Annotated in this window: 24 protein-coding genes; 9 read left to right on the top strand and 15 right to left on the bottom strand. The window is 63.1% G+C overall.

What is annotated here, in order from left to right:
* Positions 1 to 67: 67 nt before the first annotated feature.
* Together FW789_RS13270 and FW789_RS13275 are read left to right on the top strand one after the other, a co-directional pair.
* A complete protein-coding gene (locus tag FW789_RS13270; protein WP_446431554.1) occupies positions 68 to 1,801 on the top strand; it encodes an FAD-dependent oxidoreductase in 1,734 nt (577 codons plus the stop codon).
* Between the two features lie 142 nt (positions 1,802 to 1,943).
* Positions 1,944 to 2,906, top strand: coding sequence for an endonuclease (locus tag FW789_RS13275; protein ID WP_411561820.1), 963 nt, complete (start codon positions 1,944 to 1,946; stop codon positions 2,904 to 2,906).
* A gap of 7 nt (positions 2,907 to 2,913) precedes the next feature.
* On the opposite strand, the gene FW789_RS13280 is transcribed toward FW789_RS13275, so the two are convergent.
* On the bottom strand, positions 2,914 to 3,999 hold the full coding sequence (locus FW789_RS13280) for a GlxA family transcriptional regulator (RefSeq protein WP_411561821.1): 1,086 nt from the start codon (positions 3,997 to 3,999) through the stop codon (positions 2,914 to 2,916).
* Positions 4,000 to 4,084: 85 nt separating this feature from the next.
* On the opposite strand from FW789_RS13280, the gene FW789_RS13285 reads away from it, so the two are divergent.
* Positions 4,085 to 5,068: an aliphatic sulfonate ABC transporter substrate-binding protein gene (locus FW789_RS13285; protein WP_446431555.1), complete on the top strand. Its 984-nt coding sequence runs from the start codon at positions 4,085 to 4,087 to the stop codon at positions 5,066 to 5,068.
* 61 nt (positions 5,069 to 5,129) lie between these two features.
* On the top strand, positions 5,130 to 6,248 hold the full coding sequence (locus FW789_RS13290; RefSeq protein WP_446431556.1) for an aryl-sulfate sulfotransferase: 1,119 nt from the start codon (positions 5,130 to 5,132) through the stop codon (positions 6,246 to 6,248).
* 161 nt (positions 6,249 to 6,409) lie between these two features.
* On the opposite strand, the gene FW789_RS13295 is transcribed toward FW789_RS13290, so the two are convergent.
* Positions 6,410 to 7,078: a hypothetical protein gene (locus FW789_RS13295; RefSeq protein ID WP_446431557.1), complete on the bottom strand. Its 669-nt coding sequence runs from the start codon at positions 7,076 to 7,078 to the stop codon at positions 6,410 to 6,412.
* Between the two features lie 216 nt (positions 7,079 to 7,294).
* On the opposite strand from FW789_RS13295, the gene FW789_RS13300 reads away from it, so the two are divergent.
* On the top strand, positions 7,295 to 7,498 hold the full coding sequence (locus FW789_RS13300) for a hypothetical protein (RefSeq protein ID WP_207073307.1): 204 nt from the start codon (positions 7,295 to 7,297) through the stop codon (positions 7,496 to 7,498).
* A gap of 5 nt (positions 7,499 to 7,503) precedes the next feature.
* Here FW789_RS13300 and FW789_RS13305 read toward each other — a convergent pair whose 3' ends face one another.
* The 3 genes from FW789_RS13305 to FW789_RS13315 are packed head-to-tail and all read right to left on the bottom strand — an operon-like array spanning position 7,504 to position 10,389.
* Complete coding sequence (locus FW789_RS13305) at positions 7,504 to 7,857, bottom strand: NUDIX domain-containing protein (protein ID WP_446431558.1); 354 nt, start codon at positions 7,855 to 7,857, stop codon at positions 7,504 to 7,506.
* Positions 7,838 to 9,538 carry an FAD-dependent oxidoreductase gene (locus FW789_RS13310; protein ID WP_446431559.1) on the bottom strand — a complete coding sequence of 567 codons (1,701 nt, stop codon included), beginning with the start codon at positions 9,536 to 9,538 and terminating at the stop codon, positions 7,838 to 7,840. Before FW789_RS13310 ends, FW789_RS13305 begins: the two co-directional genes overlap by 20 nt.
* Positions 9,535 to 10,389 (bottom strand): IclR family transcriptional regulator, encoded by an 855-nt coding sequence (locus FW789_RS13315; protein WP_186699842.1) that lies wholly within the window; start codon positions 10,387 to 10,389, stop codon positions 9,535 to 9,537. The genes FW789_RS13310 and FW789_RS13315 overlap by 4 nt, the downstream gene beginning before the upstream one ends.
* A gap of 251 nt (positions 10,390 to 10,640) precedes the next feature.
* Here FW789_RS13315 and FW789_RS13320 point away from each other — a divergent pair, with 251 nt between their 5' ends.
* Positions 10,641 to 11,468: a sugar phosphate isomerase/epimerase family protein gene (locus FW789_RS13320; protein ID WP_411561824.1), complete on the top strand. Its 828-nt coding sequence runs from the start codon at positions 10,641 to 10,643 to the stop codon at positions 11,466 to 11,468.
* A gap of 113 nt (positions 11,469 to 11,581) precedes the next feature.
* Here the strand turns inward: FW789_RS13320 and FW789_RS13325 are convergent, their stop codons facing one another.
* Positions 11,582 to 12,289 carry a FadR/GntR family transcriptional regulator gene (locus FW789_RS13325; protein WP_103437018.1) on the bottom strand — a complete coding sequence of 236 codons (708 nt, stop codon included), beginning with the start codon at positions 12,287 to 12,289 and terminating at the stop codon, positions 11,582 to 11,584.
* A gap of 98 nt (positions 12,290 to 12,387) precedes the next feature.
* Between FW789_RS13325 and FW789_RS13330 the strand changes: the two genes are divergently transcribed.
* The gene (locus FW789_RS13330; protein WP_101318634.1) at positions 12,388 to 13,131 is read left to right on the top strand and encodes a FadR/GntR family transcriptional regulator; all 744 of its coding nucleotides are present in this window, start codon (positions 12,388 to 12,390) and stop codon (positions 13,129 to 13,131) included.
* Positions 13,132 to 13,143: 12 nt separating this feature from the next.
* Here the strand turns inward: FW789_RS13330 and FW789_RS13335 are convergent, their stop codons facing one another.
* The 8 genes from FW789_RS13335 to FW789_RS13370 all read right to left on the bottom strand — a co-directional run bounded on the left by FW789_RS13335 (position 13,144) and on the right by FW789_RS13370 (position 23,322).
* A complete protein-coding gene (locus FW789_RS13335; protein WP_446431560.1) occupies positions 13,144 to 14,964 on the bottom strand; it encodes a glycosyl hydrolase family 28 protein in 1,821 nt (606 codons plus the stop codon).
* 146 nt (positions 14,965 to 15,110) lie between these two features.
* Positions 15,111 to 15,887, bottom strand: coding sequence for an ABC transporter ATP-binding protein (locus tag FW789_RS13340; protein WP_186699838.1), 777 nt, complete (start codon positions 15,885 to 15,887; stop codon positions 15,111 to 15,113).
* Between the two features lie 11 nt (positions 15,888 to 15,898).
* Positions 15,899 to 16,738 (bottom strand): ABC transporter ATP-binding protein, encoded by an 840-nt coding sequence (locus FW789_RS13345; protein WP_101318628.1) that lies wholly within the window; start codon positions 16,736 to 16,738, stop codon positions 15,899 to 15,901.
* Positions 16,739 to 16,749: 11 nt separating this feature from the next.
* The gene (locus FW789_RS13350) at positions 16,750 to 17,667 is read right to left on the bottom strand and encodes an ABC transporter permease (RefSeq protein ID WP_103437015.1); all 918 of its coding nucleotides are present in this window, start codon (positions 17,665 to 17,667) and stop codon (positions 16,750 to 16,752) included.
* Between the two features lie 61 nt (positions 17,668 to 17,728).
* Complete coding sequence (locus FW789_RS13355) at positions 17,729 to 19,339, bottom strand: ABC transporter substrate-binding protein (protein WP_103437014.1); 1,611 nt, start codon at positions 19,337 to 19,339, stop codon at positions 17,729 to 17,731.
* 45 nt (positions 19,340 to 19,384) lie between these two features.
* Complete coding sequence (locus FW789_RS13360; protein ID WP_101318624.1) at positions 19,385 to 20,422, bottom strand: ABC transporter permease; 1,038 nt, start codon at positions 20,420 to 20,422, stop codon at positions 19,385 to 19,387.
* A 65-nt stretch (positions 20,423 to 20,487) separates the two neighbouring features.
* Positions 20,488 to 22,098: an ABC transporter substrate-binding protein gene (locus FW789_RS13365; RefSeq protein WP_446431561.1), complete on the bottom strand. Its 1,611-nt coding sequence runs from the start codon at positions 22,096 to 22,098 to the stop codon at positions 20,488 to 20,490.
* Between the two features lie 69 nt (positions 22,099 to 22,167).
* Entirely contained in the window at positions 22,168 to 23,322 is a 1,155-nt protein-coding gene (locus tag FW789_RS13370) for a mandelate racemase family protein (RefSeq protein ID WP_446431562.1), read from the bottom strand.
* A 352-nt stretch (positions 23,323 to 23,674) separates the two neighbouring features.
* On the opposite strand from FW789_RS13370, the gene FW789_RS13375 reads away from it, so the two are divergent.
* Positions 23,675 to 24,400, top strand: a complete 726-nt coding sequence (locus FW789_RS13375; RefSeq protein WP_103437012.1) for an oligogalacturonate-specific porin KdgM family protein — start codon at positions 23,675 to 23,677, stop codon at positions 24,398 to 24,400.
* 83 nt (positions 24,401 to 24,483) lie between these two features.
* Positions 24,484 to 25,308 (top strand): NAD-dependent epimerase/dehydratase family protein, encoded by an 825-nt coding sequence (locus tag FW789_RS13380; RefSeq protein ID WP_446431563.1) that lies wholly within the window; start codon positions 24,484 to 24,486, stop codon positions 25,306 to 25,308.
* A gap of 21 nt (positions 25,309 to 25,329) precedes the next feature.
* Here the strand turns inward: FW789_RS13380 and FW789_RS13385 are convergent, their stop codons facing one another.
* Positions 25,330 to 25,842: an isochorismatase family protein gene (locus tag FW789_RS13385; RefSeq protein ID WP_446431564.1), complete on the bottom strand. Its 513-nt coding sequence runs from the start codon at positions 25,840 to 25,842 to the stop codon at positions 25,330 to 25,332.
* Positions 25,843 to 25,886: the final 44 nt, after the last annotated feature.

Below are 25,886 nucleotides of genomic sequence, written 5' to 3' on the forward strand. Positions count from 1 at the left end.
CAGGTCCCTAAGGCTCGCGCCCACTCGGGCGCAGCCGCTTCTTCAAGCCATTACAACGGAGGCTGCCTTGAGCGCTTTGCCGTCGAACACTGCTGCCCTGTCGGCCAGTCAAACCCTGCAATGCGATGTGCTGGTGATCGGCTCCGGCGCCGCGGGCCTGGCTGCAGCCGTCACCGCTGCCGAGCTGGGGCTGGAGGTCATCGTGGTCGAGAAGGAGCCGGTTTTCGGCGGCACCAGCGCCTGGTCCGGGGGCTGGTTGTGGGTCCCTGGCAATCCGTTGGCGGCCGCAGATGACGTGGCCGCCGATATCGAGCAGGCGCGGATCTACCTGCGCAACGAATTGCATTGTGATCAGCTCGATACGCGCCTGGAGGCATACTTGCGCCACGGCCCGGAGATGGTCGGGTTCTTCCAGCAGCACACCGAAGTGAAGTTTTTCTGCGGCAGCACGATGCCTGATTTTCACGCCAGCGCGGGCCATGCCAAAGGCGGCCGCTCGGTCTGCGCCGAGCCCTATGACGGCCGCGAGCTGGGGCTGTGGATCAACAAGCTGCGGCGCCCACTCGACCTGATCAGCCCTGCCGGCATGGGCATTGCCGGCGGCGCTGACCTGAATTATCTGCTCAATGCCAGACACCGCTGGCGCTCACTGCACTATGCCGGCATGCGCATATTGCGCCATGCCCGAGACATGCTTCGGCATGGCCGCGGCATGCACCTGGTCAACGGCAATGCGCTGGTCGCACGCCTGCTGAAAAGCGCCCTCCAACGCGATGTGCAGCTACTTGCCGAAACCCCTGTCCGCGCATTGCTCAGCGACGGCCAGCGCGTGCTCGGAGCGACGGTTGAGCACGGCGGGCGACGTGTCCAGGTACACGCCAGACGCGGAGTAGTGCTGGCATGCGGCGGCTTCCCCCATGATCGCCACCGCAGCGCCCAGTTGCTCGCTCACTGTGCCGACGGCAGCGAGCACTTGAGCGCCGCGCCAAAGGGCAACAGCGGTGATGGCCTGCGCCTGGGTGAGAGCGTCGGTGCGCAGGTGAGCGCCGACATGGCCCATGGCGCTGCCTGGGCACCGGTGTCGCGGGTGCCGCGTGCCGATGGCGGCTTCAGCGGCTTCGCCCACCTTATGGAACGGGCCAAGCCGGGCTTTATCGCGGTCCGGCAAAACGGCCAACGCTTCGTCAATGAGGCCGACTCCTACCACGACTTCATGTGCGCGCTGTTTGCCGCCACCGCGCCGAATGAAAGCCCGGTGGCCTGGCTGATCTGTGACCACCGCGCGCAGCGCCGCTATGGCCTCGGCTGGTCAAAGCCATGGCCGTTTCCGACCACCCCCTACGTGCGCCAAGGCTACCTGCACAAGGCACCCACATTGGCGGCACTGGCCGGCCAGTGCGGGATCGATGGCGAGCAATTGCAAACGACCGTGGCCCGCTTCAATCAGCACGCAGAACAAGGCCTGGACCCGCTGTTTCAACGTGGCGAATCAGCCTACAACCGAGCCCAGGGTGAACCGTTGCACGGCCCCAACCCGTCGCTGGGCAGTGTCCAGCAAGGGCCGTTCTACGCGGTCAAGCTGGTGCCGGGCAGCCTTGGCACATTCACCGGGCTGGTCACCGATGCCCAGGCCCGCGTGCTCGACCAACAGCAAACGCCGATCCCTGGGCTGTTCGCGGTGGGCAATGACATGAACAGCATCATGCGCGGCTATTACCCCAGCGGCGGCATCACCCTCGGCCCCGGTATGACCTTTGGCTACCTGGCAGCGCGGATGCTGGCGGGCCAGAGCCTTGGATAAACATGGCTGCAAGCCAGCACCAATGCATGGCCAAAGGGTGTTTGGCTGTAGGCATAAGCCTGCCCTGATGTAGGCAAGATAGACAGGTTTCGTGCGTATAATGCGTGCCCCAACCTGATAAGCCTGACTGATAAGCCTGACCATGAAAAAACTGCTGTATGTCCTCGGGCTGAGCCTCGCGGTCATTTACCCCGCCTTCGCCACACCACCTGCCACCTTCACCGAAGCCAAAGTCGTTGCCAAACAGAAGATCTATCTGGACCAGGCCAGCAGCGCCATGGGCGAGCTCTACTGTGGCTGCAAATGGACCTGGGTCGGCAAGTCCGGCGGCCGCATCGACCCGGCGTCGTGCGGCTATCAGACCCGCAAGCAGCAAAGCCGCGCCGAGCGTACCGAATGGGAGCACATCGTCCCGGCCTGGACCTTCGGCCACCAGCGCCAGTGCTGGAAGAACGGCGGCCGCGAAAACTGCGCCAACGACGATCCGGTGTTCAAGGCGATGGAAGCCGACCTGTTCAACCTCTACCCGGCCGTGGGTGAAGTGAATGGCGACCGCAGCAACTTCAATTACGGCATGGCCGCAAGCGTCGGCCCGCAATATGGCCAGTGCCAGACCCGCGTCGACTTCAACCAGCGCGCCGCCGAGCCGCGTGACCAGGTCAAAGGCCTGGTGGCACGCACCACCTTCTACATGTTCGATCGCTACAACCTGAACATGTCGCGGCAACAGCAACAGTTGCTGATGGCCTGGGACAAACAGCACCCGGTGACAGCCTGGGAGAAGGAACGCGACCGGCGTATCAGCGCCGTCATGGGCCATTCCAACCCGTTCGTGACCGGCGCCCGCAGCTGGACGCCGGGCTACAAGCCGGTGGCCGATGGCGTGGTCAGCAGTGTTCCGACCAAAGCCGCGCGCCCTGCTCTACAACCGTCACTGGCCAGTGCCAACACCGGCACAATCATCGGTAACCGCAACAGCCACGTCTATCACCTGCCCAGCGGCTGCCCGAGCTACAGCCAGGTCGCCAGCAAGAACCAGGTGACGTTCGACTCCGAAGCCCAGGCGCAGGCTGCCGGGTACCGCAAGGCAGGCAACTGCAAATAGCCGCTGGCTACTGCGCCAGGTGGTCCAAGGCAATCTCCAGCCGGGGGGCATGGCGATACCCGGTCTGCCCTGCCGCTGGCGCGTCCTGCGTCGCTGCGGTGAGCCGCGAGTGTGAGCGATAGGCCAACGGGCTCACGCCGAGCTGGCGCTGGAAGCTACGGCGCATGCGCTCTTCATTGCCGAAGCCGCTGGTTTCGGCAATCCGCTTGATCGGCTCCTGGCTGGTCTCGAGCAAGCGGCAGGCAGCCTCGAGGCGCAGGGTCTCGACCGTCTGTGCCGGGGTGCCGCCGGTGGCTGCGGTGTAGGCGCGGGCAAAATGGCGCGGGCTCATACCGAACTTCTCGGCCAGGCGCTCGACGCGCAGATCACTGTCGAGGTTCTCGGCAATCCAGGCATGCAGGCGCACCAGGCGCTGATCACGGTCACTGCGCAGGGCATCGCTCTGCGCCTTGAGCGGTGCGCTGAGCTGGGCCTGCTCGGCCGAGCGGCGCAGAAACAGCGTGAAGTAGCGGGCCAGGGCCAGCGCAGCATAGGGGCCGAGGTCCTCCTCGACCAACGCCAGCCCTAGATCGATCCCGGCACTGGCGCCACCACAGGTCCACAGCGCGCCGTCGTGCAGGTAAAGCCCGTTGTGCTCGACGGTCAATGCCGGGTAACTGCGCTGCAGGCTCTCGGCAAACTGCCAGTGGGTGACCACCCGCCGCCCGTCGAGCAGGCCGGCAGCGGCCAAGGCAAACGCGCCGCTGCCAATCGAGCAGACGCGCCGCGCACTCGGCGCACGCCGTTGCAACCACGCAATCACCTCGGCGTCACGCTCCAGCGCGGCCACCCCCGGCCCGCCAATCACGATCAGCGTGTCCAGCACTGCCTCGCCCTCGACCTCCTGCAACGAGCGGGTCATGACCCCAATACCGGAGATCGTCTCGACCTCGCCCCCTGCGGGCGAGGCCAACACCACCCGATACGGCGGGTTACTTGCCAACTCGCCAGCAAGTACCCGTGGCGCGGCGGCGAACACCTCCAACGGCCCGGCGGCGTTGAGCAGCAGTGCGCCGGGGAAGGCCAGCACCAGTACCGTTCGCGGCGCCGTCATGGCAGAAAACGAGGGGTGTTTGACATGGTGGGGACGAGGCCGCGTGGACATACTGAGTGCACTTTCCAATTCAAGAGCCAAGACGATGCCGACAAAATCGTTGCCTGCCAAGTACCTTGCGCGCCCCCTGGCACAGCTGTTGTTGACCAGCCTGCTGTTCGCCGCCCTGCCCGCTCAGGCAGAGTCGGTGGCCGAACTGGAGGTGGGTGACCAGAGCGGCTTGACCCAGGCCCTGCTGGCGGCAGCGAGTGAGGATCAAGGGCTGCCTTATCGCCTCGACTGGCATCCTTTTGCGGCCGGCACTGCATTGCTGGAAGCCCTGAACGCTGCGGCAGTCGATGTCGGCGTAGTCGGCAATGCTCCGCCCGTCTTCGCCCAGGCCGGCGGCTTCGATGTGCGGGTGGTAGCCGCTGCCGAAGGCGCGCAGAACAATAACGCCCTGCTGGTTCAGGGCAACTCGTCGATTAGCCAGATAGCCGAGCTCAAGGGCAAACGGATTGCCGTGGCCAAGGGCACCAGCGGTCACTATCTGCTGCTGGCAGCGCTTGCCCAGGCCGGGTTGCGCAGCAGCGACGTCGAGCTGATCTACGCCAGCCCGGTCGATGCGCAAAACGCCTTCGCCAGCGGCAAGCTGGATGCCTGGGCGGTGTGGTATCCATTTGTCGGCCAGGCCACCTCGCGCGGTGCGCGCAAGCTGCTCGACGGCAGCCAATGGCCAGAAACCGGCCTCAACTTCACCGTCGCCAGCCTCGCGGCGCTGCAAGACCCGGTCAAGGCCGAGCTGCTTGGCGACTTCATCCGGCGCCTGGCGCGCGCGCAGGACTGGGCCACCGCGCATCCCGACGCCTGGGCGGCACAACTGGCCACAGTCACTCGCCTGCCGTTGCCTTTGCTGCAGGAGATGCTCGCCAGCCAGCAGCTGCACTACGTGGCGCTGGACCCGTGGGTGATCGACCTGCAGCAACGTCTGGCTGACCGCTTCACCGAGGCGCGCTTGCTGCCCCGCCCGATCAAGGTCGCCGAGGCCTTCGACGACCGCTACAACCCACTTTTGCCCCACCGCCCCTGATCTGAACCCCGCGCAGCATGCCGCACTCGTCGGCAGGGCTGCGCTCATCTGGAGAAAAGCCATGCCCGCACTCGACCGCACTACCTTGCGTCGCCATGCCACTGGCCTGATCGGCGCCGACGCCGAACGTTCGGCTGGCGGCTACACCCTGTTTGCGCCGCAGACCGCCGACGGCAACGTGTACCTGATCAACCTGCGCGGTGAGCAGGTCCACCACTGGAAACTGCCGCTGCGGCCCGGCCGCGATGCGGTGATCCTGGCCAATGGCAACCTGGGCTACAACGGCAACCATCCAGACTCGGCAGAGCTGTTCGGCGGCTGGTCGGTCTGGCATGGCGGTGCCTTCAGCGAGGTTACGCCGGACGGCGAGGTGGTCTGGGAGTACACCGACCTGGCGCACCACCACGATGCCCAATGGCTGGCCAACGGCAACCTGCTCTACACCACCGTCGAGCCACTGCCGGCAGGGTTTGCGCAGCGCATCCAGGGCGGTATCACCGGCAGCGAGGCCGCAGGCGGGGTGATCTACGGCGATGTGGTCAAGGAGGTCGACCGCAGCGGCACGCTGGTCTGGCAATGGCGCAGCTGGGAGCACCTGGCGCCGGAAGACTACCCGCTGCACGCCTGCTTCGAGCGCTATCACTGGCCGATGACCAACGCAGTTACTCCGGGCCGCGACGGCAAGGTCATCCTCAGCCTGCGCAGCGTGTCGGCGGTGATTGCCGTGGACAAGGCCAGCGACCGCGTGCTCTGGCGCCTGGGTCACGATGTGGTAGCCCAGCAGCACTGCCCAAGTGAACTTGAGGACGGGCGCATCCTGATCTTCGACAACGGCATCTCGCGGCCACATGTGTCGATGCCGCATTCGCGGGTCATCGAAGTCGACCCGCATACCCAGCGCATTGAATGGCAATACGCCGACAGCCCAGGCTATGCCTTCTTCACCCCATTCATGGGCGGCGCCCAACGCCTGCATAACGGTAATACCTTGATCACCGAAGCCAACTTCGGCCGGCTGTTCGAGGTAACCCGCGCCGGCGAAGTGGTGTGGGAATACATCAATCCGCACTTTGCCGCGTACCCGGACGCCGCCTCGCGTGCATACCTGCCCGGTGAAAACAACGCGATCTTCCGCGCCCATCGCTATCAGGCCGCCGATATCCCCTGGCTGCGCGACTGAGCCAATACCCCCCAACCCTTGCGATCACGCTTACGCAAACCACGCGCAGCGAGAGGTGCCCCATCACTGGAGTTACCGATGAACCTACGTTTTTCTCATCAGCGCCGCGCGTGCCTCTGGCCGCGCGTTAACCCCGGCCTGTTCGCGCAGGCGTGTGGAACTCACCGAACGGTGTCTACACCGGGGGTGTTGGGGACACCCGCACACTTGGCGTCACTGGCCGCTACGACTTCTGAGCAACCGCCGCCACCTGCAGCGGGATACGCACGTTGAAGGTGGTGCCTTCGCCCGCAGTCGACTCGACCTCGATGCTGCCCTGATGAGCGCTGACGATGGCCGAGGCAATATACAGCCCAAGCCCAAGGCCCGCGCCAGCACCATATTTGCCCGCTTCGTCGTGGATATGGCGAACCATCGAACAGGGTGGCCTTGGCGGCAGCGTCAATCACCGGGCCCCGGTTATGCACCGACAACAGCGCATCATCGCCTGCAGCTTTGAGGGCTTCCTCGACCATGCTCCGACAGGCGTGGGCAAAATCGCCAGTGCTCAATGAAATGGTGAAACCGGTGGCCTGGCGGATGTCGGCGTGGGTTTGCGCGGCGGTGGTCTCGCCCAGTTCCGGGCCTTCACCGTGCGACTTGAGAATCCTCTCGGCATGGCTCTGCGGCGTCTGCAAATCGGCTGCAATGGTGCGCAGCATCTGCTCGGCATGGTCGCGCAGGCCGACTGAGTCCAGGCCATCGGCGGCCGGCGTCAGGGTCCGGGCGAAGATTTCCCACTGTTCGAGGATGGGTTCGATGTTGTCGAGGATGAATTCAGCCAAACGCATGCCGTGATCCTCTTTTCAAAAACTCTAGGGTGATGAACCGACGCCCCGCGCGATGCATCGAATCACAATAGACCATACCCGCGGCGCCTGCCCTGAAGCACCGCGCTCCTACCCGTGCGCGTCAGCGCGGCTGCCACCGGTCGGCCTAGTATTAGTCTGCTTGCTTAGTACCCCCAACATGACTAATAGTTTGGCATTGCCATCGGAGGCACCAGCATGCGCGCACGTTTCGTCGTGGTTTCGGCTTTACCGATCAAGGAATATCACTACCGCAGAGCGGTAGGATTTTGTACCGCGCCGTCGTGCAACGGCTTTGACTTGTATGACAATGTCGCCAAGTTGCGTTTGAGCCCCACCTACTCCAAGCGCGCAGATGCCCAGGCGGAATGCGCCAGGCGCAACGAAACCGCCTGCGCTTGAGCCATTCAGGCCATCAGGGCAGGCAGCGCACGGGCCATCAAGGCTGAAGCGCTGGGGTTGAGTTGAGTCTTTTTAAGCGCAACGCGCTTGACCCATTTGCAGGCGACAATCTCGTTGCCGGGTGCGGGTTTGGCACCTTCGAACAATTGCGTGGTGAAGATGTGATGGAGCACGCTGCCCTCTTCCAGGGTGCATAACTCCAGCAGTGCTTCGCAGTCGATCCCAGTCTCCTCGCTCATCTCCCTTGCAGCCGCCTGACCCGGCAGCTCGCCCTGCCCGATCGCGCCGCCAGGAAATTCCATTTGCCTCCCGTGGTTCAGCTCGTCTGACTCAGCGCCATCATCTGCTCTGCGCAGCATGCAGACCTGCGACGTAACCTAAGGTCATGGCCGGCCCGAGGTTGATCCCGCCTGACGGATACATGCCGCCCATGATGCTGGCCATATCGCTGCCCACTGCATACAACCCTGCAATAGCCACGCCTGCGCTGTTCAGCACCTGCGCGTTGCCGTTGGTTTTCAACCCGGCGAAGGTGCCGAAGCTGCCAGGGCGGACTTTGACCGCATAGAACGGGCCATGCTCGATCGGTGCCACGCACGGGTTGCCCTCGGTCACCAGCGGGTCACCCTGCTTGCGGTTATAGGCACTAAGCCCACGGCCAAACTCCGGGTCCTCACCCTTGCAGGCATGTTCATTGAAGCTGCGCACGGTTTCGAGCAAGCCTGCCGGGTCGATCCCGCAGGCTTTCGCCAGCCCCTCGAGGGTGGCGCAGCGTTGCAGATAGCCGCTGCGCACCGACGGCCCAACCGGCAGTGGGAACGGCCGCGAATGGCCAAGGCCGAAGCGGCGCTGGAAGCGATGATCGCAAATCAGCCAGGACGCAACCTCCTCGCCAGCTGGCGCGGCAGCCACCATGGCTGCGGTGTAGTCGTAGTAACCGTCAGCCTCGTTGACGAAGCGCTTGCCGTTGGACAGCACGCCGATCAATCCCGGCTTGGCCCGGTCGATGATATGCGGGAAGTGGCCGCTGCTGCCGTCCGCATGGCGCACCAGCGACACCGGCGCCCAGGCTGCCGGTGAAGCAACGTCGAGTTCGAGCACGCCGCCAACCGCCTCGCCTAGCGAAATACCATCGCCGCTGCACTGAACCGGCGGCAGGGCCAGGTGGTCTTCGGCGGCCGAGGTGCGCGGGAACAGCGCTTGCCGGCGCTGCAGGTCGTTGGGGAAGCCACCAGCAGCCAGCACCACCCCGCACCGCGCATGAATCTCGGTGGGCCCAGCAGGCGTCTCGACCAGCGCGCCGATCACTCTGCCCTGCTCCTGCAGCAAGCGCTGCGCCGGCGCCGACTCGATCAGCGTCACGCCCAGGTCTTCGGCTGACTTGGCCAGCCGGCCCACCAGTGCCACGCCATTGACCAGGTGCATGGCCCGGCCATGCACGGCCAGGTCGCGCAGGTGCCGGAGCATACGCTTGCTGACGTGCAGCAGTGACTTGAACGAGCGGGTCATGCTGAGGAATGCCGACAGGTCAGCACCGGCCATGATCGGCATGCCCATGAACGAGGTCTCGCGCATGGTCTTGCGCATGCGCTTGATCAGCGGGCCCATGGCGCGCGCATCATACGGGGCGGCGATCACCTGATGCCCCTGCGTCGCCGCGCCCGGCAAATGCCCGTGAATATCCGGGATGCCATTGCCATCGGCCCATTGCAGCGCAGTGTTCTCTTCAAAAAATGCGACCATCTTCGGCGCATTGTCGAGAAACGCATCCACCCGCTCGGCGTTGTAGCGGGCGCCGAGCTGGTGTTTGAGGTAAGTGCGTGGTTGCTGCGGGTCCTCATGGATACCGGCGCGTTTAGCCAGCGGATTGCCCGGCACCCACAACCAGCCACCGGACCACGCCGTAGCGCCGCCAAAGGATGAGTGTTTCTCCACTACAATGACCTTCAGCCCCTGCGCCGCAGCAGTGACTGCCGCCGCCAGCCCGGAGGCTCCCGAACCAATCACCAGCAGGTCGCAGTCCAGACGTCGCATGCTCATGCCTGGCCCTCCGGAGTGAGGCTTAGAGCGGTCAGGCCTGGGCTCATCAAGGCTGGCGAGCCTGGTATCAACTGCTGGATGTCTGTCACCGCTGCGATCAGCGCCGGCGCGATCTGGTGCAGCCGTGCCTCCCCAAGGCGAAAGACCGGCCCGGCCACGCTGACCACGCCGATCACCTCGTGGGTGACCGGATGATGCAATGCCACTGCGATGGCCGACATCCAGTCGGCAAAGGTCTGCACAGCCAGCGCGTATCCTTGCTCGCGCGCGGCCTGAATATTGGTCAGCAGCGCTTCCACCGTCTGTGGTGCGTTCGGACCATAATTCTGCACTTGCCCCAGGCCCTGCCTGAGAATCAGAGCCAGGGCCTGCTTGTCGGTCATGCTCGCCAACCACGCATAGCCACTGGCTGAACAGGACAGCCTGGCCTCCATGCCCATGTCCGGGTCATAGCGCAGCCCGGAGCGTGCGCCTTGCGCACGGGCAACCCAGGTCAGGCGCTGCTCGTCCACCACCGACAGCCGCACCAGCTCGCCGACCTCGGCCGCAAGCCGGTTGAGCACCGGTTGCACCGCATCGATCGTGCCGTCGGCGGCCAGGTGAGTAAACGCCAGCGCCTGCAGTTTGGAGGTCAGCACATAAGTCCCGCGCTCGTGCTCCTGCCGGGCATAGCCGGTGTCGCACAGAGTGCTCAGCAGCCTGTGGGTGGCGCTGCGGGGGATCTGCAGTTGCTCGGAAATGTCCGTCAGCGAGCTGCCTTCGGCGCTGCTGGCGAGCAGTTCCAGCACCGCAAGCCCGCGATCGAAGAGGCCTGCGTAGGGTGATTCTGCGGTGCTTGCGACGTTACTCATCAAGGTCTCCTGGTCCCGGGCTACATAACTCAGCCCAAATGGGTTTTCTTTGACTGGAAAACTATTCCAGCAATGCAGAAGGGTCAATCAATGGGCAGCGTTTGGCGGATTAATCGGGGCGATTATCGAACGAAAGCGCCGCTTAGGCGCGCTTTTCAGGTAGTCCTCAGTGAGGAATTTGTTTACAACTGGAACTCGATTCTAACCGGCGCACACCAGACCAGCGCCGCTACACAATTAGAGAGCCAAGCATGAGCGACCAGATATTCTCCCTTGCTGCCCTGACCGTACTTGAGCTGTCCCCGCCCGATATGGTCGAGGTTGCAGCGCGCGCCGGCTACAGCCATGTGGGCCTGCGCCTGGAGCCTGCTACCCCTGAAGAGCACCATTTCCCGCTGGTAGCCGATGCGCAGTTACGGCGCCAGACCCTTCAGCGCCTGCGCGACACCGGGACCAAGGTACTGGATATCGAGATCCTGCGGCTCAAGCCAGACACCCAGGTGCAGGCGTTTCTGACCGTGCTGGAGGCCGGCGCCGAATTTGAAGCAAGTGACCTGCTGATTGCCGGCAACGATCCGGACCCAGTGCGCACGGCCGACAATTTCGCCGCGCTGTGCGAGCTGGCCCTACCCTTCGGTATCCATGTCAATCTGGAGTTCATGCCCTGGACCGATGTGCGCAACCTGACCGAGGCCTGGCACATCGTCGAGCAGGCTGGACGCAGCAACGGCGCGGTATTGATCGATGCCTTCCACTTCGATCGCTCAGGCTCGTCCGTGCAAGCACTTGCTGTCGCCAGCGCAACTGCGCCGCAGCGCCTGCGCTACGCCCAGCTGTGCGACGTGGTGGGCCCACGGCCGGCGGAGATGGCCGAGATCCTGCGCCAGGCTCGCCAGGAACGACGCTTCCCAGGGGATGGCGATTGTGACCTGCACGGTCTGCTCAAGGCACTGCCGAGCGGTATCCCACTAAGCCTGGAGATCCCCACCCGGCAACTGATGGAGCAAGGCGTCTGTGCCTATGACCGCGCCAGACTGGCATTGGACAAGGCGCGCGAGGTTCTCGCCAGCCTGCGCTGAAATTGACGCCAAGCCTGAGCTGCCGGCGGCCAACGCTTACTACGAGCGGTTGAGCACGCGGTAAGGTTTTCGCTCGTATGGGCGTAACGACACGCCGTGATCCTGCCCTGCACTCACTGCGCGGATGGTACCGCAGCCCGCGCATGGTGCAGCAGGTTGGTCAGGTGCAGGCGCATGGCTGCACGCGCTACGTCGGCGTCCTTGCGGGCAATCGCAGCGTAAATTTGCTCACGTTCGCGCACTTGCAGCGTGCGCAGCTCGCTCTCTACCGCCCGCGCTGGCGGCGCAGCACTCATCAAGGTGCTGCCGACATGGTTCATGGCATCGATGAAAAAGCTGTTGCCGGTGCACAGGGCGATCTGCAAGTCGAATTCAAAGTCGATACGGGTGCTCTGCGCACCTAGCTGCTGCAGGTCATTGGCTTCGTCCAGGGCGGCACGAATCGTCGCCAACTGACGAGGACTCGCGCACTGGGCGGCGATCGCAGCAGCCTCCACTTCAAGGCTCAAGCGCAGTTCGATGATCGCTACGGCATCGTAAGCACTGCCCTGCTGTGGCTTGCTCTCGTGAAACTCGGCAGGTCGCATACTGTCGACGACAAAAGTGCCGATGCCGCGGCGGGTTTCTACCAGGCCCTCGGCCTGCAACCGCGACATCGCTTCGCGGACCACCGTGCGGCTGACTTTGCGCTGTTCGGTGAACGCCTGTTCAGTGGGCAGTTTGCTACCCGGCGGCAGCTCGCCGGCGAGGATCTGCCGGGAAAGGTCAAGTACCAGTTGCTGGGCCAGGCTCACGCGTCGGTCAGGGGCAGCAGGGGCCATTGCTTGGATCCATTGAAATCAGACGATGCCAGCATTATACCCGCTGCTTTGCCGTGGAAACCCTTTATAATGGCGATTGTTCACACGCGAGCAGAACAATGCCGGATCAAACTTCAACCGCCCCGCAAAAGCCACGCCGCCTAGCCGAGTCGCTGGTCGAACGCTTCGCTCAGCGCATGCGCGACGGCACCCTCAAACGTGGCGACAAACTGCCCACCGAAGCCTCCATCATGGCCAGCGAAGGCGTCAGCCGTTCGGTGGTGCGCGAAGCCTTGTCGCGGATGCAGGCGGCCGGTCTGGTCGATACCCAGCACGGTGTCGGCACTTTTGTCCTCGACATGCCGGCGCCCGAAGGTTTCAACGTCGGGCCCGCCACCATCGTCTTGTTGACCGATGTGCTCGATCTGCTCGAGTTCCGCCTGAGCCTTGAAGTGCAAGCCGCCGGCATGGCTGCCGAGCGCGCTTCGGCGCAAGCGCTGGAGGAGTTGCAGCAGGCATTGCAGGCGTTGCTGCAGGGGCCGGAGAAGTCAGGCAGCACCACCAATGCCGATTTTCAGTTCCACCTGAAAATCGCCAAGGCGGCAGGCAACCATTACCTGATCGACATCATGAAACACCTGGGCACCAAGATGATCCCGCGCACCCGGATGAACTCCGCTTACACCGGGCAGAGCAACCGCAGCACCTATCTGGCCGGGATCAACGCCGAACATCAGCAGATCTTCGACGCGATTGCCAGCCGCCAGGTGGATGCCGCGCGCGCGGCGATGTTCCTGCACCTGAGCAACAGCCGCATGCGCCTGCGCGAGGCGCAGCAGGTTCAGGCGTTCTACAGCGAGTAAGCAGATATCGGCTCAGGGCTGTGCCGGCGCGGGCTCGACATCCTGAAACGCCAGCCCGTCGCTGTCTTTGACCTGCCACGGGTTGGTGCCGCCGGTTTCACTGAAGCGGATGGTGTCAAAACGTGAGTCCTTCAAACCATCGATTCTGGCCAGTGCCGAACCACTGAAGCGGACCCGTTCGAAGCTCAAGCCCTGGTGATAGGCACCATGCTGGCTGTCGCCCTTGACCTCGATTGCCGCCATTTGCGCGTTTTCGACACTGACATCACTGACCCGCACATCACGGAACTGCCCGGCGATGGTCGAGCGTTGGTAGTCGAGTTTGGCGTTTGGGTCGTGGTAATCAAGGGTGAAGATGAACGCCTGCTTGACCGTGTTGCGTATCGCCGAATCGCGGAAGGTGACATTGCGCGCGCCGCCGCCCATGAAGTTGGTGCTCTTCATGCGCAGCCCGGCATCGGTGCCATCGGAGACATTGTCCTCGGCGAGGATGTTCTCGATCCAGGCGCCGGTGTGACTGCCGGCGACGACCATGCCATGGCCCTGGCGGAAGAAGTTGTTGAAGATCCAGGCATCCTGCTGGGCCTTCTGCTTGACTGCTTCGGCACCCGTGCCGGCCGCGAAGTTGACGCAGTCATCGCCGGTATCGAAGAAGTTGTTGAACACCATCGCCCCACGGCTGTTGGCGAACTCGATACCGTCGCCGTTGTTGGCGTCGTAGGTCTTGTGCGTGGTGTTGGCCAGCACCACGTTCTCGGTTTCCAGGTTCATGATGCCGTGGTAAGCCGGGTTGAGCACGGTGAAGCCGCCATAGAAGACATTTTTCACATCACGCAGGGTGATCAGCGACGAGCGCATCTGGCCATAGGCGTCCTTGACGTTCATGCCTTCGGCCACGGCGCGCTCGACCTGAGCCTTGGCCAGCAGCCCGTCGAGCATGTAGCGGGTATTGTCGCTGGCCAGGTACACCGGTAACGGCTGGCCGCGCTCATCGATGGCGTCGGCCTTGCGCTTCCAGCCGTTGCCGTCGATGGTGCCCTTGCCGACGATACGGATGTTTTCAAAGGCCTGGTGCTGGCGCGGATCACGTGGCAAGGCATTGATCAACGAGGCCGGGCGCACCGTGGTCGAATACGGGTACTGGATGTAACCCTCACGCGGGTAGTCTTCGGCGCGCTCGGAGCCGAGCAAGGTCGCGCCCTCGGCGATCTCCAGGGTCATGTTGCTCTTCAGGTACAGGGCGCCGCTCTTGTAGGTGCCCTTGGGCAGCAGTACCTTGCAGCCGACCGTGCAAGCATCGATGGCGCGCTGGATAGCGGCAGTATCAAGGCTGCTGCCATCGCCTTTGGCACCGTGTTTCTTCACATCGAACAACGCCGGCACGGCGGTGGTACGTTGCACAACCACCGGGCTGTCGCCTGACTCCTTGCCGTCGCGCCCCACTGATCGCACGCTGAAGCGGTATTCGGTATCGGGTTTGAGACCGTTGGCGGTGAAGCTGTGGATGGCGATGCGGTGGTGGAAGTTGCGCGTGTCCTGCTGGTAGAAGCGGTCGATGTAGGGTTTGGCGGGCGACACCTGGTCGTTGTTGGCGTTGCTGCTGCCGAGCAACTGACCATTGGCGTAGACGTGGTAATCGTTGATGTCGGCATGACCAGCGGGCTTTTCCCAGACCAGAATGATCTGCTGGTCGTCGTAGGCCAGGGTCGGCACCTGGACCTTGCTCGGCGCTTCCAGTGCCCATAGCGGCAGGCTGCAGCCCAGGCTCAGTGCGGCCAGGGTCGATTGGGCAATGGAGAATTTCCTTGAAGAAGCGGCGCTTGCATACGGCATGTTTTTATCTTCCTTGTTTTTTCGTATTCAAGATTTTTCGGGCTGCTTCGCAGCCCTTCGCGGGTGAACCCGCTCCTACAGGGTTCACCGCAGTCCTTGTGGGCGCGGGTTCACCCGCAAAGGGCCGTAAGGCGGCCCCAAAGATTTCAGGCAACTGCAGGGCGAGCTGACTCAGCACTGAAATCGCGGCTGGCCTGGACCAGCATGCGGGTGTACTCATGGTTGGCTAGGTCCTGGCTCAGGGCCTGGCTGTCGAGGCGCTCGACGATGCGCCCTTGTTGCATCACCGCGACCTTGTCGCACAGGTGGCTGACCACACCGAGGTCGTGGGTGACCATCAGGTAGGTGAGTTTCTCGCGCTGGCGCAGGTCGGCCAGCAAGTTGAGAATCTCGGCCTGCACCGAGACGTCCAGCGCCGAGGTCGGCTCATCCAGCAACAGTACCCGCGGCTGCAGAATCAGCGCGCGGGCAATCGCCACGCGCTGCCGCTGGCCACCCGATAACTGATGCGGATAGCGATAGCGAAAGCTGTCGTTGAGGCCGACCTTGAGCAGGATGTCGTTGATGCGATCATCACGCTCGCCGATGCCATGAATGGTCAGCGGTTCGCGCAGCGCGGTATCGATGGTGTGGCGCGGGTGCAGCGAACCGTACGGGTCCTGGAACACCATCTGGACCTTGCGAAAGTGTTCCTTGGGGATCTTCTGCTGCAAGGGCACACCGGCAATGCTCAGCGCCCCGCTCCAGTGCCGGTACTGCCCGGCCAGGCAGCGCAGCACGGTGGTCTTGCCGGAACCGGACTCGCCGACCAGGCCGAACGACTGGCCGTCCTCGACGGTCAGGTTGACGTCATGCAGCACCTGGTTGACGGCAGCGCCGACGCCAAAGCTGAGGTTCAATGCGTGTGCTTGGATCATGGACATGGGCAGTTACCTCAGCAGGTGAGCCAGAGCGGGTCGCGTTGCAGTACCGGCAAGCGCGGGCGACGGTTGTCCATGCTCGGCAAGGCTGCCAGCAGGCCACGGGTATAAGGGTGTTCGGCGTACTGCAGGTCACACGCGGCAAGTGACTCGACCACCCGCCCGGCGTACATCACCAGCACCCGATCGCAGTAGTTGCGCACCAGGTTGAGGTCGTGACTGACGAAAATCAGGCCCATCTGTTGCTCGACCACCAGCTCTTCAAGCACGCTGAGCACCTGCTGGCGTACCGAGACGTCCAGCGCCGAGGTCGGCTCGTCGGCGATGATCACTTCCGGGTTGGTGATCACCATCATGGCGATCATGATGCGCTGGCCCATGCCGCCGCTGACTTCGTGCGGGTACAGGTTGTAGACGCGCTTGGGGTCACGGATATGGACTTTTTCGAGCATCAGCATGACCCGCTCACGGGCCTCGCTGCGGCTGGCCTTGTGGTGCGCCAGGTAGGCTTCGGCGATCTGCTCGCCGACCTTGACCACCGGATTGAGCGAGTATTTGGGGTCTTGCATGATCATCGAAATGCGCTGACCACGGATCTTCTGCATGGCCTTTTCACTGGCACTGAGCAGGTCGACATCGCCGAACTGCAGGGCCTTGGCGGTGATCTGGGTGCTGCCTGGGTGCAGCTTGAGCAGGCTGCGGCCAACCGTGGACTTGCCCGAGCCGGACTCACCAACAATCGCCAGCTTCTCGCGGCCCAAGGTGAACGACACATCGCGCACCGCGTGCATTTCTTTCTTGCCATTGACGAAGCGCACATTGAGCGAATCGACATTGAGTTTGAGCGTCGACATAAAGCCTCCAGTTACTCGCTACGCGGGTCGAGAATGTCCCGCAGGCCATCGCCCAACAGGTTGAACGCCAGGCTCACCAGCATGATCGCGGCGCCCGGTACGGCTACCAGCCACCAGCACTCGAGCATGTAGCGGCGCCCGGTCGAAATCATCGCGCCCCACTCCGGTAGCGGCGCCTGCGCGCCGAGGCCCAAAAAGCCCAGCGCTGCGGCGGTGAGGATGATCCCGGCCATGTTCATGGTCAGGCGGATGATCACCGACGACATGCACATCGGCACGATGTGACGGAGGATGATCCGCGTCGATGACGCGCCCTGCAGCTCGACGGCAACAACAAAGTCAGCCTTGCGCAGCGACAGGGTTTCAGCCCGCGCCAAACGCGCGATTGGCGGCCACGACGTCAGGGCGATCGCCACCACCGCATGCTCCAGGCCAGGGCCAAGGGCCGCAATGAACGCCAGCGCCAGAACCAGGCTGGGGAACGAGATGAAGATGTCGGTGATACGCATGAACACCGTATCGACGATACCGCCGAAGTAGCCGGAGACGGTGCCGATGAACAACCCGATCGGGCCGACGATGATGGTCACCAGGGCAATGATGTAGAGGGTGATCCGGGCGCCATAGACCAGCCGGCTGAAGATGTCGCGGCCGTACTCGTCAGTGCCGAACCAGTGCGCGGCACCCGGTGCCTGCAGGGCATTGGCAAGGTTTTGCACGACCGGGTCGTGGGTGGCGATCCACGGTGCGAACGCAGCTACTACGACCAGCAGCAGCGCGACCATCAGGCCAGCCAGGGTCATCGGGTTGCGCAGCAGGTGGCGCAGCACGCGCAGGCTGCTTTTGTAGAGGGCGTCGAGGCTGGACGCCGGGATGTTGTCGGCCTGCCGTTTGGCAGCGGTTTCAGTGGTAGAGATGTTGGCTATCATCGGCATGCTCTCTCGGTGCAATCATGGCCCGGCAGGACGCCCGCAGGCGTCCCGGCGGGGTTCAGCGTTGCTTGTAGACGCCCAGGTAACGGGTCGCCTCGGCGTCGTCGCCGGTGAAGCCCTTGACGTCGGCCGCGCTGACCGCGGTGTCGGTCATCTGCGAGATCATCATGATCGGCCCGACCTGCTTGTCGTACAGGGTCTGCGCCTGGTGGTAGAGCTTGAGACGCTGGTCGGCGTCGCGCTCGACCCCGGCTCGATCGATCAGCTCGTTGAGCTGCTGGTTGAAGAACGATGCGCGCCAGCCCTGGAAGTTAGGCAGGCCGGCGGCGTCACTGTTGTCGGGGTTGTAGACAAAGGTGCGCAGGCTGAAGTACGGGTGCGGGTAACGCTCGGCACCGCGCGCGACGATCATCTCGAAGTTGCGCGCGCGCATGGCGCCGTACACCTGGTTGCCGGTGCCGGTGACGATGGTGGCCTTGATCCCGCCCTCGGCCAGGGTCGCTTGCATACGTGCGGCAATGTCGATGAACGGCGGCTCGGACAAGGTCCGAATGGTCGTATTGAAGCCGTTCGGGTAGCCCGCTTCGGCGAGCAGCGCCTTGGCCTTGGCGACGTCCATGGTGTAGCCAGGATCAGGCAGGCGGGCAGCCAGACCCAGCTGCATCGGTTGCTGATTGAGGGTGCCGTAGTGGGGCATGACCTGCTGGTCGATGCCTTGGTAATCGATCAGGTTGCGCACCGCTTCGCGTACTTGCTGCTTGGCGAACTCGGGCTGTTTCATGCTCATCGCCACGTAGTACATGGTGCCGCGCTGCAGCGCCTGGACCTGCAACGCGTCCGAGCGCTCGATTGCCTTGATATCCGGTGCAGCCATGCCGTAGGCCAGGTCGAGGTCGCCGCGCTCGAGCATCAAGCGCAGCGACTGCGATTCGGTCATGTGCCGCACCAGCACGCGCTTCATCTTCGCCGGCCCGGCCCAGTAACCGTCGAAGCGGGTCATCACCAGGCTGTCATTGGCGCTCCATTTGCTCAATGTGAACGGGCCGCTGCCGGCTTCGTTGGTGACCAGCCAGGCAGCACCGAGGTCGCCGTTTTTCTCGTGTTGCAGGGCCTGCTTGCGGTCTACTACGACCGCGCTGGGCGAAATCGCCAGCGAGTCGATCACCAGCAAAGGATCGGTCGGCTGCGGCAGATCGATCACCAGCGTGTGCGCGTCGGTGGCGCGGATAGACGCCTGAATGTTGTCGAGGTTGTAGCCGTAGGCCTTCCAGGTGGTGGCCAGGCCGAAGTTGAGCTTCATCACCCGATACAGCGACCAGGCCACGTCTTCAGCGGTCAGCGGGTTACCGGAGTGGAACTTGACGTCGCTGCGCAGCTTGAAGGTGATCTGCTTGCCGTCTTCACTCACCGTCCAGCTTTCAGCCAGTTGCGGCACGTGCCGCTCGGGGTTGCCGTTGTCGCGCTTGACCAGGGTGTCGTAGAGGTTGGCGTTGATCCCGGAAGCGTCCAGGCCAGGCGCGTTGGCCGGGTCGATGGAGAACAGGTTGACCATGCTCATGCCGACGATCAACTGGTCGGCGGGGGTTTTCGCCTGGGCTGCCAGCATCGGGCTCAGCGCCAGGATCGCGCCGAACAGGCCGTTGCGCAGGGTCGGAAACACAATATTCATGGGGCATCCTTTTTATAGTTATGGGTTCGCGCTTGCCGCGCAGGCTTAGCGGGTCCTTGGATCGAACACCTTGTACAGCGCGTCGCTGATCAGGTTGAGGGCAACGAAGATCAAGCCGATCACCAGCACACAGCCCATCACCGCATTCATGTCGCCGAGCATCAGGCTGCTGGTCAGGTACTGGCCGAAGCCCGGCCAGGCAAACACCGTCTCGATCAGCACCGCGCCTTCGAGCAATGAGCCGTAGGCCAGTGCGACCACGGTCAGCAACTGCACGAGGATGTTGCGAAAGGCATGGCCCCAGACCACCTGACGGCGCGACAGGCCCTTGACCCGGGCGGTGATGATGTACTCCTGAGACAGCTGTTCGAGCATGAAGCTGCGGGTCATGCGGCTGATGTAGGCCACCGAGTTGAGGCCAAGGATCAGCGCCGGCAGGACGATATGCCGCAGCGCGCTGGTGAAGGCTTCCCAGTCGCGGGCCAGGGCAGTGTCGATCAGCAGCAGGCCGGTGACGTCCGGCACCATGCCGTCGTAGGCAAGATCGATCCGCCCTGCCCCGCCAGCCCAGCCGAGCCAGGCGTAGAACACCAGCAGGCCCATCATGCCGACCCAGAAGATCGGCGTGGAGTAACCGAACAGAGTGATTACCCGCGCCAGGTGATCGCCCATACGCCCCTGATTGCTGGCCGCGACAACGCCCAGCGGCAGGCCGATGAGGATACCGAACAGGATCGCCAGGGTGGCCAGCTCGATGGTCGCCGGGAACACCCGTTTGATGTCTTCCAGTACCGGGTGACCGGTCAGCAGGGCGTTGCCGAAATCACCGTGCAGGAGGTCGTTGAGGTACATGCCGAACTGGGTCCAGATCGGCTGATCCAGACCCATCGCCCGATAGACCTGGTCATAGGTGGAGCTGTCGGCGTCTGGACCGACCACGGCCAGCACCGGGTCCAGCGGCATTACCCGACCAATGAAGAAGGTCAGCGCCAGCAAACCGAGCAGGGTCACCAGCACCGTACTCGCCCGGCGGGCAGTACCGGACGCGCGCGCGCCCAGCACAGAGGCAGTCGAAACAAACATAACAGGCTCCTGAAAAAGCGTTTACCAATCACCGACCGGCCTGGGGCAGTGCGCCCCGGCTCGACTCAACGCGATTTGTAGACATCCTTGTAACGGGTGGTGGCCGCGGTATGGCCGTGGTAATCCTGGATATCGTGGTACAGCACCACGGTGTCGGTCATTTGCGACACGGGCAGGATCGCCCCCACCTGCTCGTCGAGGGTGGCCTGGATCTGCTGGTACTGGGCCTGTTGCCGGGCTTTGTCGGGTTCGACTTCGGCTTGCTCGATCAGGCTGTTCAACTCAGGGCTGTAGAACGACGTACGCCAGCCCTGGAAATTGCTCAGTTTGGCTTCGTCGCGGTTATCCGGGTTGTACACCAGGGTGCGCAGGCTTGAATGCGGATGGCGCTCGGCCCCGCCGCCGCCACGTCCGACCAGGATGTCGAAGCTGCGCTCACGCATGGCGCCGTAGATCTGGTTACCGGTACCGGTGACGATGGTTGCCTGGATGCCGGCCTGGGCCAGGGTGGCTTGCAGGCTGGAGGCAATGTTGATGAACGGCGGCTCGGTGAGGACGCGAATGGTGGTATTGAAGCCGTTCGGGTAACCCGCGTCAGCCAACAGCTGTTTCGCCTCGGCGACGTTCAAGGTGTAGCCCGGATCATCCAGCCGCGCCGGCAAGCCGAGCGGCAGCGGGCGCTGGTTGAGCTGGCCGTAGTGCGGCATGACCGTCTGGTTGATGCCCTGATAGTCGATCAGCGAGCGCACCGCCTTGCGTACGCGGGCATCGTCATAGGGTTTGTTCTTGACGCTCAGCGCCACGTAGTAAAGGGTGCCGCGCTGGACGGTCTGGGTGCGTACCTTGTCGGACTTTTCCAGTGCTTCGATATCCGGTGCCGACATGCCCTTGGCCAGGTCCAGATCACCGCGCTCGACCATCAAGCGCAGCGACTGCGATTCGGTCATGTTGCGCATGACGATGCGCTTGAGCTTGGCCGGGCCACCCCAGTAACCGTCAAAGCGGGTCATCAGGATCACATCGTTGGCGCGCCAGTCATTGAGAATGAATGGGCCGCTGCCGGCCGCATGAGTGGTCAGCCAGGCGCCGCCCATGTCATTGCCTTTCTGGTGCTGCTGCACCACTTTGCGGTCGAGGATGAAGGCGCTGGGCGAAGTGGCCAGGGTGTTGAGCACCAGCATCGGGTCGGTCGGGCGTGGCAGTTCGAGGACGAAGGTATGCTCGTCGCTGGCGCGCAGATACTGCTCGGCATTGCCGGCATTGAAACCATAGGCCTTCCAGGTCGACGCCAGGGCCAGGTTGAGCTTGAGCACCCGTTGCAGCGACCAGGCTACGTCTTCGGCACTGAGCGGGTTGCCGGACTGGAACTTGACGTCCTTGCGCAGGTTGAAGGTGAGGATTTTGCGGTCAGCGCTGACCTGCCAGCTTTCGGCCAGGGCCGGCAGCAGCTGGTCGGGTTGTTTGACATCCTGCACCAGCAGCATGTCGTACAGGTTGGCATTGACCTCGGAGACATCCAGCCCGGTCGCCGCAGCGGGGTCGAGCGAGAGCAGGTTGATCATGCTCATGCCGACGATCAACTGATCGGCCGGGGTCTTGGCAAACGCTGCAGGGACCGAGGTGAGTGCCAGCGACGCGGCAAACACCCCTGCCCAGAATGTGGGAAGTACGTTCATGTGAGATAGCCTTTTTATAGTTATTGGACTCTCGGGCGGCACGCAATGGCGCGTGCCGCCATGCACGAATCAGAAGCTGTGCAGCGTATTGGTCTCGACGTAGTCGAAGTCGATCTCCTCACCCAGGCCCGGCAGGTCGGACAAGTGCACGAAGCCGTCCTGGTCCATCGGGTCGACCAGGCGCTTGAGGTAGGCCGGGACGTCGTCGTACTCGAGGAACGGGTGCAGCAGGCCGCGCTCGTACCAGCTGCAGTTCTTGATGGCACCGACCACCGCCAGGTTGGCCGCGCCGTTGCCGTGGATCTCGCAGTCCATGCCAAACGCTTCGGCCATGTGCGCAACCTTCAGGCACGGGGCAATCCCGCCGACACCGGCAACCCCGGCGCGCAGAATGTCACAGACATCGTTCTTGACCCAGCTGGCGCGGCTCAGGTGCTTGCCGCCCAAGCTTTCCGGGCCAAGGATAGGGATGTCCAGCTGGCCCGCTAGCCAGGCATAAGACTCGGCCGAGTCTTCCATCATTGGCTCTTCGAACCAGGCGAAGTCGAGCTTCTCCAGCGCGCGGCCAACGGTCAGTGCTTCGGTCCGGCTGTACCAGTGGTAGCCATCGATCATCAACGCGATGTCCGGGCCAACCGCCTCACGCACCGCGGCGCAGGCCTTGATATCCATGCTCACGCTCGGCGCGAACGACACCGGCGGCATCCAGGTGTGTAGCTTGATTGCCTTGTAGCCACGTTTGACCAGCGTTTCGGCGAAGCGGCCGTACTCTTCCGGGGTCGACAGCCCACCTTCGAGCTCATCGCCACACATGGTTGAACCGTAGGCCGGAACCTTGTCGCGAAACCCACCGATCAGCTTGTGCACCGGCAGCTTCAGCTTGCGCCCGGCCCAGTCCCACAGCGCCTGTTCAACCAGCGCCAGCGCGCGGTCGGTCAACTGACTGGCACTGCCGCGCTGCCAGTGTGCCAGGTCGTGCCAGATCTTTTCGCGGTCGAAGGCGTTGGCGCCGACCAGCACTTTGCGCACGAAGCCATCCAGCACATACGGGCGAATCAGCTCGGGCGCACCCAGTGCAAAACCTTCGTTGCCGCATTCGGTCTTGATCCGCAGCAAGGCCATTTTGGCCTGGGTGACATCGCCCGGATGGGCATGGCCGGCGCTGTCTACGGCGCGTCGGGTGGGGTAGGAAAATACCTGAACGTTTACTGCAGTGATGATCATGGACGTCTGAGCCTTCTTATTGGAATTGTGGCGGAAAGGTCACGCTCTGGGGATGATCCTACGTCATCATACAACAATTGAAAAGCACCCCTTTGAAACTTTATAAACCGCGCAAAAGCTCCCTTCTCTATACGCCATGAGCGACCTAGCACCCCGCTATAAACCTTCATAAATCACGTTTTAGACGGCCTAAGCCATGTCATCAGACAACATCTCAATAAAAAATAGACAACCATAAGGTTGTACGATAACTTATTTGAAACATTTGCCACGGAGGGCATCCCCCACCCCGCACTCATCCTCACTGCCCGACCTCATAACGACCTCAACAAAAACAAAAAAAGAAGATCGCATGAACACCACACTCCGCACGCTTATCGCTGTCAGCACGCTTGGCCTGTCGCTCTACGCCCACGCAGATTCGGCCAGCATCAACTACCGCCACAGCTTTACCGAAGACGACAGCATTCACTCCGATCGGATCAAGCTGAACTACCGGATGGACAGTGGCCTGGGTTTTGGCGCCGAGATCAAATACAAGACTGCCGGCGACCGCGAAGACGTCGCCTACGACAACATGGTCAACAACGGCCATGAATTCACCGTCGACTACAACCACAAGCTCAGTGCCAAATCGACGCTGACCCCGGCGTTCCAGATGGACAGCTCGAAAGACGCCACCACCTACAAGTTCGGCCTCAAGTACAGCTACAAGATCAGCGACACCTGGTACGTCGCCAGCCGCGTACGGCACGACGCGCGCAGCCTCGACCGTGATCAGATCGATCACAGCAAAGAAGACCGCGCCAAGGACAACCAGAACACCACGCGCCTGGAAGGCTGGCTCGGCTACACCCCCAAAGGGCCGTGGGCGTTCGAGTATCAGTACATCCACTTCAGTACCGATTACATCCGCTACGACAACAAGAAGAGCGACTACGAGCAGAACCTGATCATCAAGTACAAGCTCAACAAACAGTGGGCACCATTCATGGAAGTCGGCGACATCAAGGTCAATTCCTACACCGATGACCGCCAGGCGCGCTGGCGCCTGGGCATCCAGTACAACTTCATGTAAGGCCTCGCTGGCGGGCGGCCACAAGGCCTGCCCGTTGCTACCGAGCACCGCCGAACCTGCACCTCCAACTACAGGCACCCGCCATGACTGCACCCTCCTCCACCTCGACCAAACCCTTCAACCGCCTGCTGCTGACCGGCGCTGCCGGCGGCCTCGGGCAGATCCTGCGCGAGGCCTTGCAGGCGCACGCCAATGTCGTGCGAGTATCCGATATCAGTGAGATGGCGCCCGCTGCAGGCGACCATGAAGAAGTAGTCAGCTGCAATCTGGCCGACAAGGCCGGCGTGCATGCGCTGGCCGATCAGGTGGATGCCATCGTCCACCTGGGCGGTATATCCACAGAGCGGAGGTTCGAAGATATTCTCGACGCGAACATTCGCGGCACGTTCCATATCTATGAAGCGGCGCGCCTGCACGGTATCAAACGGGTGGTGTTCGCCAGCTCCAATCACGTCACCGGGTTTTACCCGCAGGATGTCCAGCTCGATGCTCACTCGCCGCGCCGACCGGACTGCTATTACGGGCTGTCGAAAGCCTACGGCGAAGACCTGGCGACGTTTTATTTCCACCGCTACGGCATTCAGACCGTGAGCTTGCGCATAGGCTCGTCATTCCCGCAGCCGCGCAACCTGCGCATGCTCTCGACCTGGCTGAGCTACGCCGACCTGGCCCACCTGGCCGAACGTGCGCTGCTCGCCGAGGACGTCGGCCACACCGTAGTGTATGGCGTGTCGGCCAACCGTGACCTGTGGTGGAACAACCGCTACGCCGCGCACCTGGGCTTTGCGCCGCAGGACAGCTCCGAGCAGTTTCGGGCCAGGCTGGAGCAACTGCCCCAAGCCGCGGCGGACGAGCGCAGTGCCCTGCTGCAAGGCGGCGCCTTTACCAGCGCTGGCCCATTCGATTGAGCCCGTTCAGGTCGCAGCGGATTAGCCATGCAACCCGGCAAGCACCTCGGCCCGCGTGGTGACCTGGCGAAAGTGGTGCTGCCACAGCTCGATGCCGAGCTTGCCGGAACGGTCCAGCGACGAGCCGATGGTCAGATCGGTGACCAGCGTCGGCGACAGGCCGGCATCGAACAGGGCAAAGCCTGCGGCGAGCACGCAGGTTTCAGTTTGCAGACCACACACCAGCACACGCTCGACGTCCATCTGCTTGAGATAGTCGAGCATCGCTGCAGTGGGCCCGTAGCCGTGCTTGATGAACACCTGATCGACTTCCACCAGGCATTCATCCTGCACCGCAGGGTGCCAGCCAAGCTGACGCTCGAAGGGCGTCACCTGCTCGTCATGCAACTCGACCGAGGCAATGGTGGGGATGCGCGCAGAAAACGCCCGCACACCATCAACCAGCCACTCCGGCGGGCTGAACGTGGCCTGAACATCGACAACAAGCAAAACCTGACGCATAGGTTGTTCCGAATACCTGCAGAAGCCGGGCATTATATCGACGGATCGGCATGCTGGGTGTTTCCCGCCGGCATTGC

The organism is Pseudomonas sp. 1121_17 (genome assembly GCF_052850745.1).

Excerpts from the sequence above, each read along its gene's own strand:
- FW789_RS13340 (WP_186699838.1), bottom strand. The coding sequence starts at position 15,887 with ATGTCCATGATCCAAGCACACGCATTGAACCTCAGCTTTGGCGTCGGC.
- FW789_RS13385 (WP_446431564.1), bottom strand. The coding sequence starts at position 25,842 with ATGCCCGGCTTCTGCAGGTATTCGGAACAACCTATGCGTCAGGTTTTG.
- FW789_RS13350 (WP_103437015.1), bottom strand. The coding sequence starts at position 17,667 with ATGATAGCCAACATCTCTACCACTGAAACCGCTGCCAAACGGCAGGCC.
- FW789_RS13325 (WP_103437018.1), bottom strand. The coding sequence starts at position 12,289 with ATGGCCCCTGCTGCCCCTGACCGACGCGTGAGCCTGGCCCAGCAACTG.
- FW789_RS13320 (WP_411561824.1), top strand. The coding sequence starts at position 10,641 with ATGAGCGACCAGATATTCTCCCTTGCTGCCCTGACCGTACTTGAGCTG.
- FW789_RS13360 (WP_101318624.1), bottom strand. The coding sequence starts at position 20,422 with ATGTTTGTTTCGACTGCCTCTGTGCTGGGCGCGCGCGCGTCCGGTACT.
- FW789_RS13295 (WP_446431557.1), bottom strand. The coding sequence starts at position 7,078 with ATGCGTTTGGCTGAATTCATCCTCGACAACATCGAACCCATCCTCGAA.
- FW789_RS13315 (WP_186699842.1), bottom strand. The coding sequence starts at position 10,389 with ATGAGTAACGTCGCAAGCACCGCAGAATCACCCTACGCAGGCCTCTTC.
- FW789_RS13380 (WP_446431563.1), top strand. The coding sequence starts at position 24,484 with ATGACTGCACCCTCCTCCACCTCGACCAAACCCTTCAACCGCCTGCTG.
- FW789_RS13375 (WP_103437012.1), top strand. The coding sequence starts at position 23,675 with ATGAACACCACACTCCGCACGCTTATCGCTGTCAGCACGCTTGGCCTG.
- FW789_RS13355 (WP_103437014.1), bottom strand. The coding sequence starts at position 19,339 with ATGAATATTGTGTTTCCGACCCTGCGCAACGGCCTGTTCGGCGCGATC.
- FW789_RS13330 (WP_101318634.1), top strand. The coding sequence starts at position 12,388 with ATGCCGGATCAAACTTCAACCGCCCCGCAAAAGCCACGCCGCCTAGCC.
- FW789_RS13335 (WP_446431560.1), bottom strand. The coding sequence starts at position 14,964 with ATGCCGTATGCAAGCGCCGCTTCTTCAAGGAAATTCTCCATTGCCCAA.
- FW789_RS13345 (WP_101318628.1), bottom strand. The coding sequence starts at position 16,738 with ATGTCGACGCTCAAACTCAATGTCGATTCGCTCAATGTGCGCTTCGTC.
- FW789_RS13290 (WP_446431556.1), top strand. The coding sequence starts at position 5,130 with ATGCCCGCACTCGACCGCACTACCTTGCGTCGCCATGCCACTGGCCTG.
- FW789_RS13300 (WP_207073307.1), top strand. The coding sequence starts at position 7,295 with ATGCGCGCACGTTTCGTCGTGGTTTCGGCTTTACCGATCAAGGAATAT.
- FW789_RS13370 (WP_446431562.1), bottom strand. The coding sequence starts at position 23,322 with ATGATCATCACTGCAGTAAACGTTCAGGTATTTTCCTACCCCACCCGA.
- FW789_RS13305 (WP_446431558.1), bottom strand. The coding sequence starts at position 7,857 with ATGCTGCGCAGAGCAGATGATGGCGCTGAGTCAGACGAGCTGAACCAC.
- FW789_RS13310 (WP_446431559.1), bottom strand. The coding sequence starts at position 9,538 with ATGAGCATGCGACGTCTGGACTGCGACCTGCTGGTGATTGGTTCGGGA.
- FW789_RS13275 (WP_411561820.1), top strand. The coding sequence starts at position 1,944 with ATGAAAAAACTGCTGTATGTCCTCGGGCTGAGCCTCGCGGTCATTTAC.
- FW789_RS13285 (WP_446431555.1), top strand. The coding sequence starts at position 4,085 with ATGCCGACAAAATCGTTGCCTGCCAAGTACCTTGCGCGCCCCCTGGCA.
- FW789_RS13365 (WP_446431561.1), bottom strand. The coding sequence starts at position 22,098 with ATGAACGTACTTCCCACATTCTGGGCAGGGGTGTTTGCCGCGTCGCTG.
- FW789_RS13280 (WP_411561821.1), bottom strand. The coding sequence starts at position 3,999 with ATGACGGCGCCGCGAACGGTACTGGTGCTGGCCTTCCCCGGCGCACTG.